Below are 16,320 nucleotides of genomic sequence, written 5' to 3'. Positions count from 1 at the left end.
ATGGCAACCAACATTTTAGATCGCCTCCTGGATCGCTTGATGCGCTGGCTCAAGGTGAGCGCCAACCACCGCGGCTTGGCCTTCGTCAAACGCGAGGTGTTCATCGTGTTTCAGGTCGCCCGCTCGATCCAAAACGACGAGATCTCCCGCCGCGCGGCCGCCCTCACTTATCACACGTTGCTGTCGCTCGTGCCCCTACTCGCCGTGGCCTTCGCCCTCTTCAAGGCCTTCGGTGGCTTTCAAGCGCTCCAGGAGCCGCTCGAGGGCTTCATCTTCGACCAGTTGGCCATCCCCAACGCCGATCGCGTGGCCGATTGGCTCGAAGGCTTCGTCACCCAGGTGAACAGCGGCGCCATCGCGGGTGTGGGCCTCTTGGTGCTGTTCTATTCGGCAGGGGGCTTGCTCACCAACATCGAACAGGCGCTCAACCGCGTGTGGAACGTGCGGCTGCGACGCCCCCTGTACGTCCGCATGGCGATCTACTGGTGCATCCTGACGCTGGGTCCCCCGATCGTGGCGCTCTCGATCACCTTTTCGACCACCATCATCAACGACATCGTGAGCGCGTGGATGGGACACACCATCGCCGGCCTCTTGCTCTCTTTGGTGGGTCCTGCCTCCATCTCGCTCATGTTCTTCGCCGTCTACGTGATGGTGCCGGATACGCACGTGCCCTGGAAAAACGCCGCGGTTTCGGCCGTAGTGACCTCGGTTGTTTGGAACGTGGCCAAGGCCGGCTTTCTTTGGACCACGCGGGCCTCAAGCAACTACAGCGCCATCTACGGCGCCATGAGCGCCTTGCCGCTCCTCATGATCTGGATCTACCTGAGCTGGAACATCGTGCTCTTCGGGGCCGCCTACGGCCGCGCCCGCGGGGAGGTCACGCGGCTGTCCCTCGATCCCGAACCCGAACCCGGCCCTCCGACCCTGAAGGTCATCGCCCGGGTGGTCGTGGCGATCTGGGAGCACTTCCGGCATGGCCGTGTCCTCACCACCGAGTCAATCGCGACGGCAGCCGGGGTGCCCATGCCCCTGTGTCGCGGCGCCCTCGAGATCTTGACCGACCGAGGTCTCATCGAAGACACGGGGCAAGAGCAAAAGGAAGGGACCGAATACGTTCTCAAGAAGCACCTCGGCGATCTCTCCCTTGCCGCGCTCGACGACCTGCTCTTCGACCCGAAGGTGCGGCGCTGCGAGGCCCGATTGGCAGACTCGCCGCTGTGGTCGCCCGTGGAGGCGCGGCTCACCCGGGCCGAGCACGCCCGCCGCAGCCTGCTCGACATCAGCGTGGCCCAGGCGACGGCCGCGCCCCCCGACCCGGGCGCCTGCTAAGCTGCGTGACCCGTGACGACCCTCATCGGCATCGTGGGAAGCGCCCGCGCGCGCTCGTACAACAAGGCCCTGCTCAAGGCATGCGCCCGTCTGGCCCCCGACGGCGTTCGCATGGAAGACGCGGCGCTGGGTGAAATTCCCCTTTATCACGGCGACGCCGAGACGGACACGGGCGTGCCCCCGGCCGTCACGGCGCTCCAGGAGCGGATCGTGGCCGCGGACGGTCTTTTGCTCGTGACCCCTGAATACAACGCCAGCTTCACGCCTCTTCTCAAGAACACCTTGGACTGGCTGTCACGCCCCGCGGGTGCGGCGGGTCGGGTCTTCGGGGGCAAGCCGCTCGCGCTCACGGGGGCGACCCCGGGGGGCGGCGGCACCATCTCGGCCCAAACGGCCCTGCTGCCCACGTTGCGCGCGCTCGGGGTCAACCTGTGGAACGGCCCGCGGCTCTTCGTGTCGGGTGCCGGCAAGGCCTTCGACGAAGATCTGAACCTGGTCGACGCCGCCCTCGAGAGCCGGGTCCGCGAGTTCGTCTCCGGCTTCGTCGGCTTTGTCGAGCTCGTCAAGCGCCCGTGACCGACGGCGCCCCCGGCTCCGGGGCCCCGCCCCGCGCGAGGCCCGGGCCGAAGAGAGCCTCCGGTGCGGGAATGTGGAGCGTGCGCTGCGGGAAAGGAATCTCGATGCCCTTGGCGTCAAACGCCTTCTTGAGCCGCCGGCGGTACTCTCGCCCCACCGCCCACTGTTCGATGGGCTGCGTCTTCAGCCGGGCCTTGATCACCACGGCGCTGTCCGCAAACGAATCCACCCCGAAGATCTCGATCGGCTCCAGGATCTTGGCCGCGTACGCCTCGTCCGCGCGCAACGCCTCGGCGACCTCTTTCATGGTGTCCACCACCTCATCCGTGTCCTCCTTGTAGGCCACGCCCACGTCGAAGACCATGGCGGACCATTCCTTGGTCATGTTGGCCAGGGTCTCTATCTTGCCGTTCTGGAAGACGTGCACCACGCCCGACAGGTCGCGCAGCTGCATCGTACGCAAACCGATCGTCTCCACCAGGCCTCCCGTGCCGTTGATGATGGCCACGTCGCCCGTGCGCACGTGATTCTCGAGCAGGATGAAAAACCCGGAAATCACGTCTCTCACCAGCTCCTGCGCCCCGAACCCCACAGCCAGGCCCACCACGCCGGCGCCGGCGATGAGCGGCGCCACATTGATGCCCACCTGTACCAGAATGAGCATCAGCACCATCGCCCACACCGTCACTTTCAGCGCCGAGTTCAGGACGCCCAGGATGGTGTTGGCCCGCCGCGTGAACCCGGAGTCCGCTGCCCCGCTGCCATGACGACGCATCTGCGCCTCGACCCGACCCAGGATGAAGCGTACCCCGCGCAGAGCCACAAAGCCGCCCACGAGAACCAGGAGCACCGACGGCAGGACCGAAAGCGCCCATTGCACGGTCGTCTCCAGAATGCGCTTCCAAAAGGCCAGGTCCAGCCAAAGGCCCAGGTCGAATCGTCCGTTCATCTCAGCTCGTCCCTCCTGCGGGCCCAGGCGCCGTGACCCGAACCCCGCGTGTGTTTTGGCTGAAAATTCTGCGAGGCCGCGGGGCCTTCGCGCGCAGAATTTTCCCGATTCACCTCGGTCCTAGCAGGAAATCCCCGCAGATTCCTGGCTTCGCCTTTGCAGCCTGAACTGACAGGGGCGCGGGGCGCCCACGACGTCAACACCAGGAGACTCACGATGTCTGCTTCCGTTCTCAGTTACAAGGTGGGGATCTGCCGGGGCCACCGCGAAGGCGCCGTGCGCACGGTGGATCTGGAGATCGAAGATCCCGATCTGCCCCACATCAAGCACGTCGTGATCGACTTCTTCACACGCCCTTCCGAGCGGGTGGGCTTTTTGAACCGGGAAGCCGGCACCCTGGCGCTGGCCATGCCCGCCACTGACTTCGACCCCATGTACGAGCTCCTCAGGGCCGAGGAAACCCTCTACTTCAACGTCATCGTCGAGCCCGGCGACGACGTGGTGGTCTGGGCCAGCCTCTCGACCTCGGAGGACAGCCTGCGCAGCCCCCACCGGCGAGGTCTCTAGGCGGACGAACCTGCTAGAGTGGGGCCGTGCCACGCCGCCCGGACGTGTTGGCCCCCGCTGGAGATCGAGCCTGCCTCGAGGCGGCTCTGCGCGCAGGCGCCGACGCCGTCTACTTCGGGCTGCAGGCGTTCAACGCCCGGGCACGCGCCCACAACTTCGACGTGAGCGAGCTGCCCGCGCTGATGCGCCACGTGCACGCGCACGACACGAAGGGGTACGTGACGTTGAACACCCTCGTGTTCGACCACGAGCTGGCAGAGATGGAAGGGGTGATCAGCGCCTGCGCCGCGGCGGGCGTGGACGCCGTCATCGTGCAGGATATGGGCGTTGCCGAGCTATGCCAGGCCATCGCCCCTCAGCTGCCCCTTCACGCCTCGACCCAAATGACCTGCACCGACGCCGGCTCGGTCAAGTGGGCGCAGGCCTTGGGCGCGCGGCGTGTGGTGTTGGCGCGCGAGCTCTCGCTCGATGACATTGCGGCCATCCGCGCAGAGACCGAGGTCGAGCTGGAGGTCTTCGTTCACGGCGCTCTGTGTGTGGCGTACTCCGGGCAGTGTCTTACCAGCGAAGCCCTGGGAGGCCGCAGCGCCAACCGCGGCGCCTGCGCCCAGGCCTGCCGCTTACCCTACGATCTGCTCGTGGACGGCAAGCTGCAGCCCCTCGGCGACAAGGCCTACCTGCTGTCGCCCCAAGATCTCGAGGCCAGCGCCTTCGTCCCCGCACTCATCGAAGCCGGGATCAGCTGCTTCAAGATAGAAGGGCGCCTCAAGGGTCCCGACTATGTGGCCGCCACGACCCGCCTTTACCGGGCGGCGATCGACGCGGCTGTCGATCGCCCCGTGCCTCGTCCCGCCCTCACGCGTCTGCGGGATCTGGCCGCCTCCACCTATTCGCGGGGCTCGGGCCCGGGCTTCCTCGCGGGCGTCGATCACCAGAGCCTGGTCGAGGGGCGACACTGTGAACACCGGGGCGTGGCGGTGGGGGTCGCAAGCGGCCTTGTCCGGCAGCACGGAAAAACGCTGCTCGCGCTGCGCAGCCATCGCGACCTTCAGCGCGGCGATGGTCTGCTCGTCGAGGGGGGCCGCGCGGGCGCTGGCGAACGCGGAGGCCGCATCTGGGGCCTTTTCGTGGCGGGCCGCGAGGTAGAGTCCGCCCACGCCGAGGCCGACGTCTTGGTCTGGCTAGGTCCCGACGTCCGCCTCGACGGAGCGCCCTCCGTGGCGGGCCGCAGGGTGTTTCGCAGCGATGCCCCCCGCACGCACAAGGATATCGAAGCGGAGGTCAAAGCCGCGCCACGGACAGGCCTTCACCTACGGCTTCGCGGCCACGTGGGGCAACTGCCGGTCTTCGAGGCCACCACTGACTCCGGACTCTCGGCCAGCGTCAAAGGCGATACGCCCCTCGTGCCCGCCCACGAGCGCCCGCTGTCCTTCGACGCGATCAAAACCCAGCTGGAGCGTCTCGGCGATTCACCCTTTCAGCTCGACAGCCTCACCGTCGACTGGCCGCCGGGCGTGATGCTGCCCTTCTCGTCACTCAACCGGGCCCGGCGCGCGCTCGTCGAAAACCTGCTGGCCCGTAGACATCGCACCTGGCCCGTGGCGAGCGCCTCGGCCCGGCCTGCGCCCACCGAAGAGGCTCCCACCCCTGCAGCCGCCGCATCGGGCCTCTTCGTGCTGTGCCGCACCTTGCCCCAAGCGCAGGCCGCCCTGACCGCAGGCGCCGACGGGGTGTACCTCGACTTTCTCGAGCTCACGGGCACGGGCGAGGCGCTGCGCCAGCTGCGCGCCGACGGGGCGCGCTTCGTGGGCGTGGCCCCTCCTCGCATCCGCAAACCCGGGGAGGAGAAAATCGATCGCTACCTGCGAGGGCTTCGTCCCGATGGCGTGCTCATACGCGGCTGGGGCGCGCTCGCCGAGCTGGAGCCGAGCGACGGGGCCCCCGCATACGTCGGCGACTTTTCGTTGAACGTCACGAACCGCCTGGCGGCCGCACGGGTCTTGCGCGCCGGGCTTTCGGCCTTCACGCCTTCCTTCGATCTCGATGCGCGTCAGCTGCAGGCATTGTGTACGGGCACGTACGCGGCTCACGCGGAGGTGGTGGTGCATCACCCCATGCCGCTCTTCCACATGGAACACTGTGTGTTCGCGGCGCTGCTCTCCGAGGGACGGGATCACCGCACCTGTGGCCGGCCTTGCGAGCGCCACCAGCTGACGCTGCGGGATCGCGCCGGGATGGAGCATCCCGTGGAAGCGGACGTTGGGTGTCGCAACACCGTGTTTCACGCCGCCCCACAGAGCGCGGCCGCCTGGCTTCCCGCGCTCGCGCAGGCGGGCGTGCGGCGGTTTCGGGTCGAGTTGGTGCGCGAGAGCCCGGAGCACACCACCGCGATCGTGCGCACCTACCGTGCGTTGCGCGCCGGAGACCTGACGGCCCTCGCCGCCCGGAAGACCTTGAGCCAGACGCTGAAGGCCACGGGTGGCTATGGCGTGGTGAGCGGCTCGCTGCGGGTGCTCTGAACGCGCTCACCCATCGTGAGCCCAGCGCCCTTCCGATACCTTCAGTTTGCGCAGCATCGCCGTTTTTTTGTGATGGTGATCCTGCATCCGCAGCAGGATGTCTCCCAGGAACTGCACCGTTTTCACCACGTGCGGCCCCTTGTTCAACATCACGCACTCCGCCCGGGCGCTCATCGCGGCGTCCGTTACCTCGCCCCGGGTGGGCATGCCCTTTTTGTTGAGGGTCTCGAGCACCTGCGTGGCCCACACCACGGGCACGTGGGCGGCCTCGCACAGCCACAGGATCTGCTCTTGGACCTCGGCCATGCGCTCGAAGCCCAGCTCGACCCCCAAGTCGCCCCGGGCCACCATCACGCCGATCGGCGGCCGCCGTAGCCCCGTGAGCAAGATCTCCGGCAGGTTCTCGAAGCCCTGCTTCGTCTCGATCTTGAGCACGATCCCCAGGTGCCCTGCGTGCCGGCGTGCCAGCTCCTCGTGCAGCGCAAGGATGTCGTCGGCGCCGCGCACGAAAGACATCCCCACGATGTCGGCGTGCTGGATGACGAAAGGAAGAGCGCTCTTGTCTTCCTCCGTGAGCGCCGGCAGGTTGATGCGCGTGTCGGGCAAGTTGATGCCCTTGTCCGGGCCGAGCTTTCCTCCGCCGGGCCGGGTGCGCAGGATCTCGATGCCGAGCTGCGTGGCCGAGGCCTGCCGCACGATCCCCGCGATCTTTCCGTCGTCGAAGAAGATGCGTTCGCCTGGCACGACGTCCGCCATCACCTCGGGCAGCGAACAGGGCACGTGGGCGGGGGTGCGCACGCCTTCGTTCTGCACCGCGCCTTCCCCGGGGACATCCGGACCCGTCAGCACCAGCATTTCCCCTTGCTGAAGCAAGATGCTGGCGACGCGCGCGGGGATGTCGCCCACCACGCCCATGGCGATCGTCTTGCCGTTGCGCTGGAGCTCGAGGGGCATGCCGGGCTCCAGATAAAAGCCCTGGTAAGCCACCGCGCGGGCCCCGTGCAGCGACACCTCGACGAGGCGCAGCTCCCGGCTGCGGCCCGCGAGATCGGTGAACGTGAGGAAGTCCCCCGGCTGCGCTTCGGACAACAAAAGCGAGGCCACCGGAAGCGTAGGCTCTCCCTCGGAGGGGGCCGGCGCGCGGTTCGGGACGAGAGCCACCGTGGTGGGCCGTGTCACCTGGCCGCGCTCGTCACGGCTCACCGCCACCCGCAGCACGCGCGGGCCGGGGGCCAAAGTGCCCGTCCGCAGCTTGGGGCCCGCCAGGTCGACCAGGATGCGGCAGCTACGCCCCACGTCCTGCGCGGCCTTGCGGATGTTCACCACCATGGCCGCCCAGGTGGCCTCGTCGTCGTGGGCCGTGTTGATGCGCGCCACGTCCATCCCCGCCCGCACGAGTTCCCGCACCAGCTCGTAGTCCGTGCCGGCGGCGCTCGGCAACGTGACCATGACCCGCACCGCGTACTCGCGTTGCTGCGGACCGAATAAGGCCAGCGCGTTGTTGCGAAGCCGGGCATCCCCGTCTTGAAAGTTTTCGGGAGCCGCGGGCGGGCTCGTGGGCAGCCGCGAGGGGGCCAGCCGCGACAGGGTGGCCGAGACCGACGAAAGCCCGGCCATGACGTGAGCCTCGAGACGCCCAAGGGAACTCAGCCCAAGGTGGCTGAGCTCGATCTGCAGCTGGCGGATGTCGTGGCGACGAAGGGCCAGGTAGTGAAGCAGGTTCCGGCCGCTTTCGCGGTGCTCTGCGGGAATGACATCCAGGGTCGCGGCCGACGCGGCCTCGAGGCTGAGGGCATCGCGCTTGAGGTCCCCCACCTCTCGGTGAAGGCGGGTGACCAAGTCGGCATCAAAGCGGGCGGGCATGAGGCGACGCTACTCAAACCGTTTTTCAGGAGTGTGACAGTTGCGTAATTCTCGCGTGGAGGGGCCCCGGGGCCCCGGCCGCGCCCCAGGCGTTCACCGCGTCGGCGGCGAAAATGTTAAAAGACGCGCATGTCCTGCGCACGTGCGTTCCTCAGCGGCTCCCTCCTGCGGTCCTGCCCCTTCCTGGGTGTGTTCGCCCTTGGGACCGTTTTTGTCACCGCGCCCGCCGCCGCCGAGGGCGATCCCCACGGCGGCGCGTTTAGCCTGGCCGAGGCCACACAGGGTCTGCCCGCCGAGGGCACCCTGACCGCCACGATCGAGACCACCAAAGGCGTGCTCACCTGCCAGCTTTTCGAGGACGAATCGCCGATCACCGTGGCGAACTTCGTGGGTCTCGCCCGTGGCCTGCGGGCCTTTCGCGATCCGCGCGGCCGCGCCTGGGTGAAAAAACCCTACTACGACGGGCTGCCGTTCCATCGCGTCATCCCGGGGTTCATGGTGCAAACGGGCGACGCGTCCGGCAACGGCGCCGGCGAAGCCGGGTACCGCATTCCGAACGAGTCTTCGCCCAAGCTCTCGTTCAAGCGGGGTGGCATGATGGGCATGGCCAACCGCGGCCCCAACACCAACAGCGCGCAGTTCTTCATCACCGAAGCCGAAGCCAGCCACCTCGACGGCGGCTACACGGTGTTTGGCGCCTGCCAGCCCGTGGCCGTGGTGCGCGCCATCGCACGGGTCAAGCGGGACCCCAACGATCGCCCCACGGAGCCGGTGGCCGTGGTCAAGATCACCATCGACCGCAAGGGCAAGCGCAAGCCCAAAAAACCCCGCTGACGAGCGCGGCGCGCCTTTTCAGAGAGACGGCACCTCCACGACGAGGTCAGGCCGAAACCCCTCGTAACGCTCCCGGGGATAGCCACGGGGGTTACACAGGATGCGCGTCGCGCCCACGTGATGGTCGCGCGCGTGATGCACGTGCCCATGGACCCACAACGAGGGCTGCGTGCGCTCGATGAGCGCCCGCAGGTTCGAGGCATAGGCCGCTCGCGCGGGCGCCCCCGCGTGCGCCGGATCCAGCGACGCCGGCAAGGGGGCGTGGTGCGTGACCACCACGTGCACGCGGGGCGGCTCGGTGAGCACCTCTTCGAGCCAGGCACGCGTACGTTGATGAAAACCGACCGCGTCCGCGGGCTCGAGGCGCCGGTAGCGCGGTGACACCCGAATCATGCGAAAGTCACTCATGTGGGCGCCGGCGGCGTCCATGCCCAGGCGGAGATCGCCCCCGAGCGCCATGTCCGTCCAGAGCGTGGCTCCGGCGAAGCGCACGCCCTCGATCGTAAGCACATCCCGTTCGAGCACGTGCACGTTCGAGCCGGCCGCCTCGTGGCGCAGCTGATCCACCAGCCGCGGGATGGCATGTCCGTAGTACTCGTGATTGCCGAGCACGTAGATCACCGGCACGTCGGCAAACGCCTGCCGCGCCCAGGCCACCCCCTTCGTGCCAAGGTGGGTATCGCCTGCCAGAACCACCACGTCAGCCTCCACGGCCGGCGGCACGAAGGGGCCGAACTCGAGGTGCAGATCGCTGAAAACGCGCAGGCGCAAGAGCCCCATATTACCCCGCGCCCTCAGAGGGAAACGGCAATTCTGGAGCGGCCGAATGCCCCCGGATCTCAGTGGCTGGGGAGCTGCCCGAAGCCGTCGGCAGGCTGGCGTTCGCCTCAGCGGCAGAGCTTAGGTGAAGTTGATGCTCAACGTCCCGAGCCAGAGCGGCACGGACGGCCCAATGAACGAGGCAAGCGGCGGCTGCGGACAGGAAACGCATTGCATTTGCATTTGAGAGCGCGAACCAGTACCGTTGAAGAGATTCATGGCCACCACCACAGACGCGCAATCCCTCAAGTCGCTGTTTCACTCCCTCGGCCTGCGCAGCACGGGGGCGCGCATCGCAGTGTACCGCGCCCTCTCCGACGCCGAACGGCCGCTGACCCATGCCGAGGTCTCGGCGCAGCTCGAGGACGCGGGCTTCGACCACGCCACGATTTTCCGCAACCTCAACGACCTGGCGCAGGCGGGCCTGGTGGTGCGCACGGACCTCGGGGACCACGTGTGGCGCTTCGAGTTGAGGGGCGATGGCAAGCAGAGCCACCGCGAACAGCACCCGCATTTCCTCTGCACGGACTGCGGTCACGTGTCCTGCCTGCCCGAGGGTGCGATCGCGCTCAAGCGGGTCAAGGGAACGCCCAAGGCGCTGGCCTCCGATTCCGTGGTGGTGCAGGTGCAGGGTCTGTGTGACACGTGTCGGCCCCAGGCCGGGGCACGCTAGCTCACGCCACCACGGCCGGCGCGCGCGCCTCCTGCCGCTCACGGGGCGGGCGCACCTCCACCACGAGGTGGTCGAAGGGGCAGACGGCCTCGACACGCGCCCGCAAAGGCAACGGATCGCCCTGCCCCGCGGCGATCACCGTCACGTTGCAGGCTCGGCGTCCTCGGCCCAGGGGCCAGACGCGCAGGTCCTCGACCGCCACCCCGGGCACCGCTTCGAGCGCCGCGCGGATCTCGTCGTTCAACGCGGGCTCGGCATGAACGTCCAGGAGTTCACGCCCCGCCGCCCGCACCAGCCCGTACGCCCAGAGCAAGATGACCACGGCCCCCACGGCGGCGCTCAGCTGGTCGAGCCACACGAGTCCCGCGTACCGGCCCCCGAGCAACGCCGCCACGGCCAGCACGCTCGTGAGGGCATCGGCCAGCACGTGCATGTAGGCCGCGCGAAGGTTGTGATCGTGGCCGTGGTCGAGCTCGCCGGGGTGAAGCAAGCGGGCACTCGCCAGATTGACCACCAACCCCACGACGGCCGCCGGCATGGCTTCCATGAAGCGAATGGGCACGGGGTTGACGAAGCGATCCCAGGCTTCGCCCAACATGAAGACGGCCACCACCGCCAACCCCAGCGCATTCGTGTACCCCGTGAGGGCCAGGATCTTGTCGGCGCCGAAGGCAAAATGGCGAGAGCCGGCGAGCTTGCGCGTGACGCCGTAGGCCGCCCACGCCAAGGTCAGCGCGCCCACGTGCGTGGCCATGTGCCAGCCGTCCGCCACCAGGGCCAACGAACCCGTCCACGCCCCCACCAGCAATTCGCCCAGCATGGTGACCGTGGCCAGCAACACCACTGCCATCGTGCGCGACTCACGCACCTCGAGGGGATCGAGCCCGTGCACGTGAAGCCCGTGGTCGTGAGCGTGAGCGCCTGCGGCGTGCGCGTGTCCGTGCCCATGCGCCTCGCCGTGCCCGTGTGCGTGGCGCGGGCCATGGTCGTGGGCGCAGGTGGCTTTGTGCCCATGGCCCGTGCGCAGCCGGCGTAAGGTCACCCAAATCTGAAGCGCCGCCACGCTGGCGAGGCTTGCCTGGGTGAGGCGCTCGCTCGCGGCCCACAAGCCCCAGAGGCCCAGCGCTGCCACACCCAGCCATCCCAGCCAAAACGGCAGCGGCGCCCGGGGACGGGGCCACCTCAGGATGAGTAACGCCACCCCCATCGACACGGCCCACAGGGCCCCTTCCATCTTGGGGCTCAAAGCCAGCGCCGATACTGCGGCTGGCAAAAACGGCGCCAGCAGCCCCATCCCCAGGCAATGAACGAGGCACAGGCCAGACACCAGGGCGCCCGACCAACGCTTGAGCCAGCCCCGCACCGGGGATAGCGAGGCAGACGGAGGAGGCAAAGACGCGGTCGACATGGTTTGTGAAAGCCTGCGGGAGACTAAACTTCAAGCAATCTCATTGCAAGAGACACGCGCAACGGTTCGCAGTCGCTATGAACTTGTGTCATACGAGGCCCGCTGCCGCGCGGCGCTTTGGGTCCAGAGCCTCGTCCCGGGCGCCCACGAACGCCAGTTGACCCGCCCGCAGCAGCATCGCTTCGCCGATGCGCGCAGGCAGAACGTCGAGGTCATGCGTGGCCCAGAGCACCGTCATCGCGCGCCGCCGGCCGGCCTTCATCACGGCATCGATGACGAGGCGGCTTGCGGCGGCGTCGAGCCCCATCGTGGGCTCGTCGCAAAGCAAAACGTCCGGGTCGGTCACCAGGGCCCCCGCCAACGCCAGACGCTTCCGTTCGCCGAAGCTCAGCGTCGCGATGGGCCGCGTTGCGAAGGTCGCGAGCCCCACCTCGTCCAGGGCCCGTCGCACCCGCGCGGACGCCGGCTCGCCTTCGATGCCGCGTTGGCGTAGCCCCCACGCCAGATCGGCGCCGACCTCCGAGGCAAAAAACTGGTCCTCGGGATCTTGAAACACCAGGGCCACGCGCCCGTCGACCCGCTGCGGAGGCACCCGCCCCACGACGGGCCGGCCAAATCGCCAGACGGCCCCCTCCTCGGGCGCCTCGAGGCCCGCGAGCGTCCTCAGGAGGGTGGACTTGCCGGCCCCGCTGGCGCCTGCAACCAGCACCCAGGTCCCGGTGCCAATGTCGAGGGAGGGCACGTGCAGGCGTGGGGCTTGCAGGTCTCCGAGACGCACACCCCGTAACGCAAAGGCCTTGGGGTGATCGGAGGCACCTTGGGAACCTGCACCGCGGAGGGCCGCCGCCTCCTCCAGCCGGTGGGCGCGATCGAGGGCCCCCACCACGGTGCCCGCCAACAAGAGGCCCGTGTTGCCAAGCTGCCGCCGCGGTCCCGAAAAGCCCCCCCTCACCACCCCCGCGCGCCAGCGCCGCTCGAGGCTTTGGCCCAGCACGGCCATGTGAAGCTGCGCCGTATCGATGAGGTCGAGCCAGGCTGTGGGGGCCTTTGCGGCCCGAGCGGCGTCGCGCAAAGCGGGCCATGTGACCGTGTGGGCGAACCACACGCCCAAAGCGACACCCACGAAGGTCCGGGATGCCACGTCGAAAACCCTGGGGACCGACAAATCCAGCGCAAAGGCCCCCGCCACTGCCAGACCGCCCGCCACGCCGCTCGCCGCCAAGGGCCACGCGGCGCGCAGGGGCAGCCGACCGAACGCGCACAAACCGAGCGCTACCAGCAAGAGCGCGCCCCGCAGGAGCCCGGGCGCCGTGACGAGGTTCAACCCCAGCGCCAGGACCAACACGCTCGTGGCGAAGACCACCTGCCTGTGGGTGCGAAGACCGCTCAAGACCGGCGCTCCAGGCGCCTCCAGCCCCGACCCAACACGAACCCCGCCGCAAGCATCGCGCTGCCGAACAGGGCCCGACCAAGCTCTCCTCCCTCGAGGTCCAGGAGGGGCTGTGGCGTGCGCCCGGCCTGCCGCGCCGCCGTCTCGAACACCTGCTCATCGAGCCCGGCGAAAGACGAGGCACGCGCCGGCAGAGGCGGCGTGGCCACCAAAGCCAGCACGAGGCCCGCCACGGCAGTGGGGCCCAAGCGAGGCGCCGAGGGGCGAAGCCACACGGGCAGCCGCGCCCCCTCGCGCTGCGTGAGGGCCTTGACGAGGGCCACGCTCAGCGCCCCTTCGAGCAGCGCCAGGGGCAGTTGCGCCGGTGCCATCGCCAGCAGCAACGACCGGGTCATCGACACGAACGCACCCGGTTCGGCGAGCGCGGCGGCAAGCAGCAGACCGTCCACGCCGTACACCACCAGATCGGCACCGAAGCACGCGGCAAACACGGCGGCGGGAACCGGCGCCCGCAACGCCCGCAGGACCCGCGCGATGCCCACCGCCGCACACGGGCCTGCCACCCCCAAGGTCAGCACGTTGGCGCCCAGGGTGCTGAGCCCGCCATGCGCGAAAAACAAGGCCTGTATGATGAGCACCAAGGTGGTGGGCACCACGAGCGCCGAGGCCCCGAGCAAAAGCGCGAGCACGGGCGCTGCGCACATATGAGACGACATGCCAGCGATCGGCACGGGCACCGGAAACAGCGTCACAGCAAAGAGGAGGGCCGTGGTCATCGCCACCCGGTGCGTCCCCACGCTCTTGATCTGCCGCGCACCGGCCCACACGAAGGGCGCGGCGGCGGCCGCACAGGCCAGCGCGTGCGTGGGTGGCAAAACCCCTTCAGCGAGGTGCATCAACGACCTCCTGGCATTTCTTTGGGCGCTGCGTCTGCGTGTTCATGGTTTTCGCAACTCTATTGCATTCACCCGACGCATTCAATATCCTCCGCTCGCACAAGGACACGACGCCATGTCTTCCACCAACGAAAACCTGAAAATACCGGTTACCGTGCTCACCGGGTTCCTGGGTTCGGGCAAAACCACCCTGCTCAACCGCATCCTCACGGAGAACCACGGCCAGCGCATCGCCGTCATCGAAAACGAATTCGGAGAGATCGGCGTCGATCAAGACCTCGTCATCAACGCCGACGAGGAGATCTTCGAGATGAACAACGGCTGCATCTGCTGCACGGTGCGGGGCGACCTCATCCGCGTGCTCGGCAACCTGATGAAGCGCCGGGACAAGTTCGATCGCGTGCTCGTCGAGACCACGGGCCTCGCCGACCCGGGCCCCGTGGCCCAGACCTTTTTCATGGACGAGGACATCAAGGCCGACTTCCGCCTGGATGGCATCATCACGCTGGTCGACGCCAAGCACCTCAGCCTTCACATCGACGAAGCCGCCGAGGCCAAAGAGCAGGTGGCCTTCGCCGACATTCTGGTGCTGAACAAAACGGACCTGGTCTCGCCGGCCGAAGTCGACGCGCTCGAGCGGCAGCTGCGCGGCATGAACGCTCTGGCCCGCATTCGGCGCGCACAGATGGCCAACGTTCCCCTCGCCGAGGTGCTCGACGTGGGTGGCTTCGACCTCGCCCGCGCCCTCGAGCACAAGCCCACCTTCCTCGAGCCCGAATATCCCTTCGAGTGGGGCGGGATCTACGCGCTTCCGTCCCAAGCCACCCTGACGCTGCACGAGGGCCCCGATCCGAGCCTTTCGCTCGTGGCCCTTCCGGTGGACGACGCCACTGAGGCCACGCTCGCGAAAGCCGCCGAACGGGCCTTCCGGGTGTTCGCGCGGGAGGGGCAACCGGTGACGCCCGGCGGGCGTGTCATCGCCGGTGAGGGGCAATACACGCTCGACCTCGCCGGCGCGGGCCCAAAGCGCTTCACGATGGAGGCGCCGCACGAAGGTCTTTACGCCCTCTTCACCGAACACCTGCCGGAGGAATTCGAGGCCACGCTCACGGGTCCGCAGGGCCAGCTTCTGCCGCTTGCAGCACAAGCCTATGCGGAAGGTCACACGCACGATGAAACGGTGACGTCGGTTGGGCTCAGCTTCGACCGCGCCGTGGATCCTGAGCGCTTCAACGCCTGGATGTCGGGGGTGTTGCGCAAGCAGGGTGCGGACATCTTTCGCATGAAGGGCATCGTGGCGATGAACGACGACGATCGCCGCTTCGTGTTCCAGGGCGTGCACATGCTTGTCGATGGGCTGCCCGATCGCCCCTGGGGCAACACACCCCGCTCGAGCCAGGTGGTGTTCATCGGACGAAACCTGGATCGCGAGGCGCTCACGCGCGGCTTTGAGGCCTGTCTGGCATGAGGGCCCGCGACGTGGACGCCACCTGGCGCACCCAGATCTCTGGATACCCGCGCGCCCTCGACGCCTCGGCGGACGGCCGTTGGCTCGCGCTCGGTCTCGACGATGGCCACGTGCAGCTGGTCCGCGCCGGGACGGGAGAGCTGGACCAGAGTCTGAAGGTCCACGGTGACGCCCTCACCGCGCTGTCGTGGAACCCGCGCTTGCCGCTTTTGGCCAGCGCGGGCGAGGACGGCGCGGTGAAGCTTTGCGACATGGCCAGCGGCACCACGGAGGAGGTGGTCCCACCGGGCGACACCTGGGCGCAGCACGTGGCATGGAACCCCAAGGGCTCGAAGCTGGCCTCTTCAGTGGGTCGGCGGGCGCGGATTCACGCCCTCGATGGGCGCGGGCACCAAGAGCTCCCCGAGGTCGAGAGCACGGTGGCGGGCCTCGCCTGGGCGCCCGACGGTCAGACCTTGGGCGCCGCCTGCTACGGGGGTGTGCGCCTCTTCGAGCCGAAGAGCGGTCGCAGGACCCGCAAGCTCGACTGGAAGGGGTCGATGCTCAACGTCGCCTGGAGCCCGAACGGCAAGGTCGTGGCGTGCGGCTGCCAGGACAACAGCGTGCACTTCTGGCGTCTGGCCACGGGGCGCGACTCGATGATGTCGGGCTATCCCCAAAAGCCCAGCACCATCGCCTGGAGCCACGACAGCGCCCTGCTGGCCACCGGCGGCGGCATGCAGATCACCGTGTGGCAGTTCGACGGCAAGGGTCCCGAAGGCACGATGCCGCTCGTGCTCGAGGCCCATCGCACGCCGGTTACGCACCTTTGCTTCTCGCCCCTGGTCAAGGTGCTGGCCAGCGGGGACAGGACCGGGGAGATCTTGGTGTGGTTCCCCGACGAAACGACCACCCCCGTGCGACGCCATCGTTTGCCCGCCCGCATCGAGGCGCTCACCTGGGCGCTCGACCCCGACGACGCACAGCTACGGCTCGTGGCCTGCGACGCCGAGGGCCACGTGGCGGCGTGGTCCCTGCAAGCCTGAC

The 16,320-nt window shown here is 68.3% G+C and carries 14 protein-coding genes; 8 read left to right on the top strand and 6 right to left on the bottom strand.

Features of this window, described 5'->3' with window-relative positions:
* Together KA712_10615 and KA712_10610 are read left to right on the top strand one after the other, a co-directional pair.
* The gene (locus KA712_10615) at positions 1-1,332 is read left to right on the top strand and encodes a YihY family inner membrane protein (GenBank protein ID MCG5053400.1); all 1,332 of its coding nucleotides are present in this window, start codon (positions 1-3) and stop codon (positions 1,330-1,332) included.
* Positions 1,333-1,344: 12 nt separating this feature from the next.
* Positions 1,345-1,908 (top strand): NAD(P)H-dependent oxidoreductase, encoded by a 564-nt coding sequence (locus KA712_10610; GenBank protein ID MCG5053399.1) that lies wholly within the window; start codon positions 1,345-1,347, stop codon positions 1,906-1,908.
* Here KA712_10610 and KA712_10605 read toward each other — a convergent pair.
* Positions 1,895-2,857, bottom strand: a complete 963-nt coding sequence (locus tag KA712_10605) for a mechanosensitive ion channel family protein (protein MCG5053398.1) — start codon at positions 2,855-2,857, stop codon at positions 1,895-1,897. The genes KA712_10610 and KA712_10605 overlap by 14 nt on opposite strands.
* Positions 2,858-3,073: 216 nt before the next feature.
* On the opposite strand from KA712_10605, the gene KA712_10600 reads away from it, so the two are divergent.
* Both KA712_10600 and KA712_10595 read left to right on the top strand, forming a co-directional pair.
* Complete coding sequence (locus KA712_10600; protein MCG5053397.1) at positions 3,074-3,424, top strand: hypothetical protein; 351 nt, start codon at positions 3,074-3,076, stop codon at positions 3,422-3,424.
* Between the two features lie 26 nt (positions 3,425-3,450).
* Positions 3,451-5,943: a U32 family peptidase gene (locus tag KA712_10595; protein ID MCG5053396.1), complete on the top strand. Its 2,493-nt coding sequence runs from the start codon at positions 3,451-3,453 to the stop codon at positions 5,941-5,943.
* 6 nt (positions 5,944-5,949) lie between these two features.
* Here KA712_10595 and KA712_10590 read toward each other — a convergent pair whose 3' ends face one another.
* A complete protein-coding gene (locus tag KA712_10590; protein ID MCG5053395.1) occupies positions 5,950-7,806 on the bottom strand; it encodes a hypothetical protein in 1,857 nt (618 codons plus the stop codon).
* Positions 7,807-7,935: 129 nt separating this feature from the next.
* On the opposite strand from KA712_10590, the gene KA712_10585 reads away from it, so the two are divergent.
* Positions 7,936-8,640, top strand: coding sequence for a peptidylprolyl isomerase (locus KA712_10585; GenBank protein MCG5053394.1), 705 nt, complete (start codon positions 7,936-7,938; stop codon positions 8,638-8,640).
* Positions 8,641-8,658: 18 nt separating this feature from the next.
* On the opposite strand, the gene KA712_10580 is transcribed toward KA712_10585, so the two are convergent.
* Complete coding sequence (locus KA712_10580; protein ID MCG5053393.1) at positions 8,659-9,411, bottom strand: metallophosphoesterase; 753 nt, start codon at positions 9,409-9,411, stop codon at positions 8,659-8,661.
* Positions 9,412-9,676: 265 nt separating this feature from the next.
* Between KA712_10580 and KA712_10575 the strand changes: the two genes are divergently transcribed.
* Complete coding sequence (locus tag KA712_10575; GenBank protein ID MCG5053392.1) at positions 9,677-10,132, top strand: transcriptional repressor; 456 nt, start codon at positions 9,677-9,679, stop codon at positions 10,130-10,132.
* Between the two features lies 1 nt (position 10,133).
* Here the strand turns inward: KA712_10575 and KA712_10570 are convergent, their stop codons facing one another.
* The 3 genes from KA712_10570 to KA712_10560 all read right to left on the bottom strand — a co-directional run bounded on the left by KA712_10570 (position 10,134) and on the right by KA712_10560 (position 13,826).
* Entirely contained in the window at positions 10,134-11,540 is a 1,407-nt protein-coding gene (locus KA712_10570) for a cation diffusion facilitator family transporter (protein MCG5053391.1), read from the bottom strand.
* A gap of 88 nt (positions 11,541-11,628) precedes the next feature.
* On the bottom strand, positions 11,629-12,930 hold the full coding sequence (locus tag KA712_10565; GenBank protein ID MCG5053390.1) for an energy-coupling factor ABC transporter ATP-binding protein: 1,302 nt from the start codon (positions 12,928-12,930) through the stop codon (positions 11,629-11,631).
* Positions 12,927-13,826 (bottom strand): energy-coupling factor ABC transporter permease, encoded by a 900-nt coding sequence (locus KA712_10560; GenBank protein MCG5053389.1) that lies wholly within the window; start codon positions 13,824-13,826, stop codon positions 12,927-12,929. Before KA712_10560 ends, KA712_10565 begins: the two co-directional genes overlap by 4 nt.
* Before the next feature lie 115 nt (positions 13,827-13,941).
* Between KA712_10560 and KA712_10555 the strand changes: the two genes are divergently transcribed.
* Positions 13,942-15,294, top strand: a complete 1,353-nt coding sequence (locus KA712_10555; GenBank protein MCG5053388.1) for a GTP-binding protein — start codon at positions 13,942-13,944, stop codon at positions 15,292-15,294.
* The gene (locus KA712_10550) at positions 15,291-16,319 is read left to right on the top strand and encodes a WD40 repeat domain-containing protein (GenBank protein ID MCG5053387.1); all 1,029 of its coding nucleotides are present in this window, start codon (positions 15,291-15,293) and stop codon (positions 16,317-16,319) included. The genes KA712_10555 and KA712_10550 overlap by 4 nt, the downstream gene beginning before the upstream one ends.
* The last annotated feature ends 1 nt before the right edge of the window (position 16,320 follow it).

This window comes from Myxococcales bacterium, from assembly GCA_022184915.1.
In the GTDB taxonomy this organism is placed as follows: domain Bacteria; phylum Myxococcota_A; class Polyangia; order Fen-1088; family Fen-1088; genus JAGTJU01.
Note: the sequence above shows the minus strand (reverse complement) of the source record. Positions and strands in the feature narration are given on the sequence as shown.

Bases quoted from the DNA above. Each gene is read 5' to 3' on its own strand.
- KA712_10575 (MCG5053392.1), top strand. From the start codon at position 9,677: ATGGCCACCACCACAGACGCGCAATCCCTCAAGTCGCTGTTTCACTCC.
- KA712_10560 (MCG5053389.1), bottom strand. From the start codon at position 13,826: ATGCACCTCGCTGAAGGGGTTTTGCCACCCACGCACGCGCTGGCCTGT.
- KA712_10605 (MCG5053398.1), bottom strand. From the start codon at position 2,857: ATGAACGGACGATTCGACCTGGGCCTTTGGCTGGACCTGGCCTTTTGG.
- KA712_10615 (MCG5053400.1), top strand. From the start codon at position 1: ATGGCAACCAACATTTTAGATCGCCTCCTGGATCGCTTGATGCGCTGG.
- KA712_10600 (MCG5053397.1), top strand. From the start codon at position 3,074: ATGTCTGCTTCCGTTCTCAGTTACAAGGTGGGGATCTGCCGGGGCCAC.
- KA712_10585 (MCG5053394.1), top strand. From the start codon at position 7,936: ATGTCCTGCGCACGTGCGTTCCTCAGCGGCTCCCTCCTGCGGTCCTGC.
- KA712_10550 (MCG5053387.1), top strand. From the start codon at position 15,291: ATGAGGGCCCGCGACGTGGACGCCACCTGGCGCACCCAGATCTCTGGA.
- KA712_10555 (MCG5053388.1), top strand. From the start codon at position 13,942: ATGTCTTCCACCAACGAAAACCTGAAAATACCGGTTACCGTGCTCACC.
- KA712_10570 (MCG5053391.1), bottom strand. From the start codon at position 11,540: ATGTCGACCGCGTCTTTGCCTCCTCCGTCTGCCTCGCTATCCCCGGTG.
- KA712_10590 (MCG5053395.1), bottom strand. From the start codon at position 7,806: ATGCCCGCCCGCTTTGATGCCGACTTGGTCACCCGCCTTCACCGAGAG.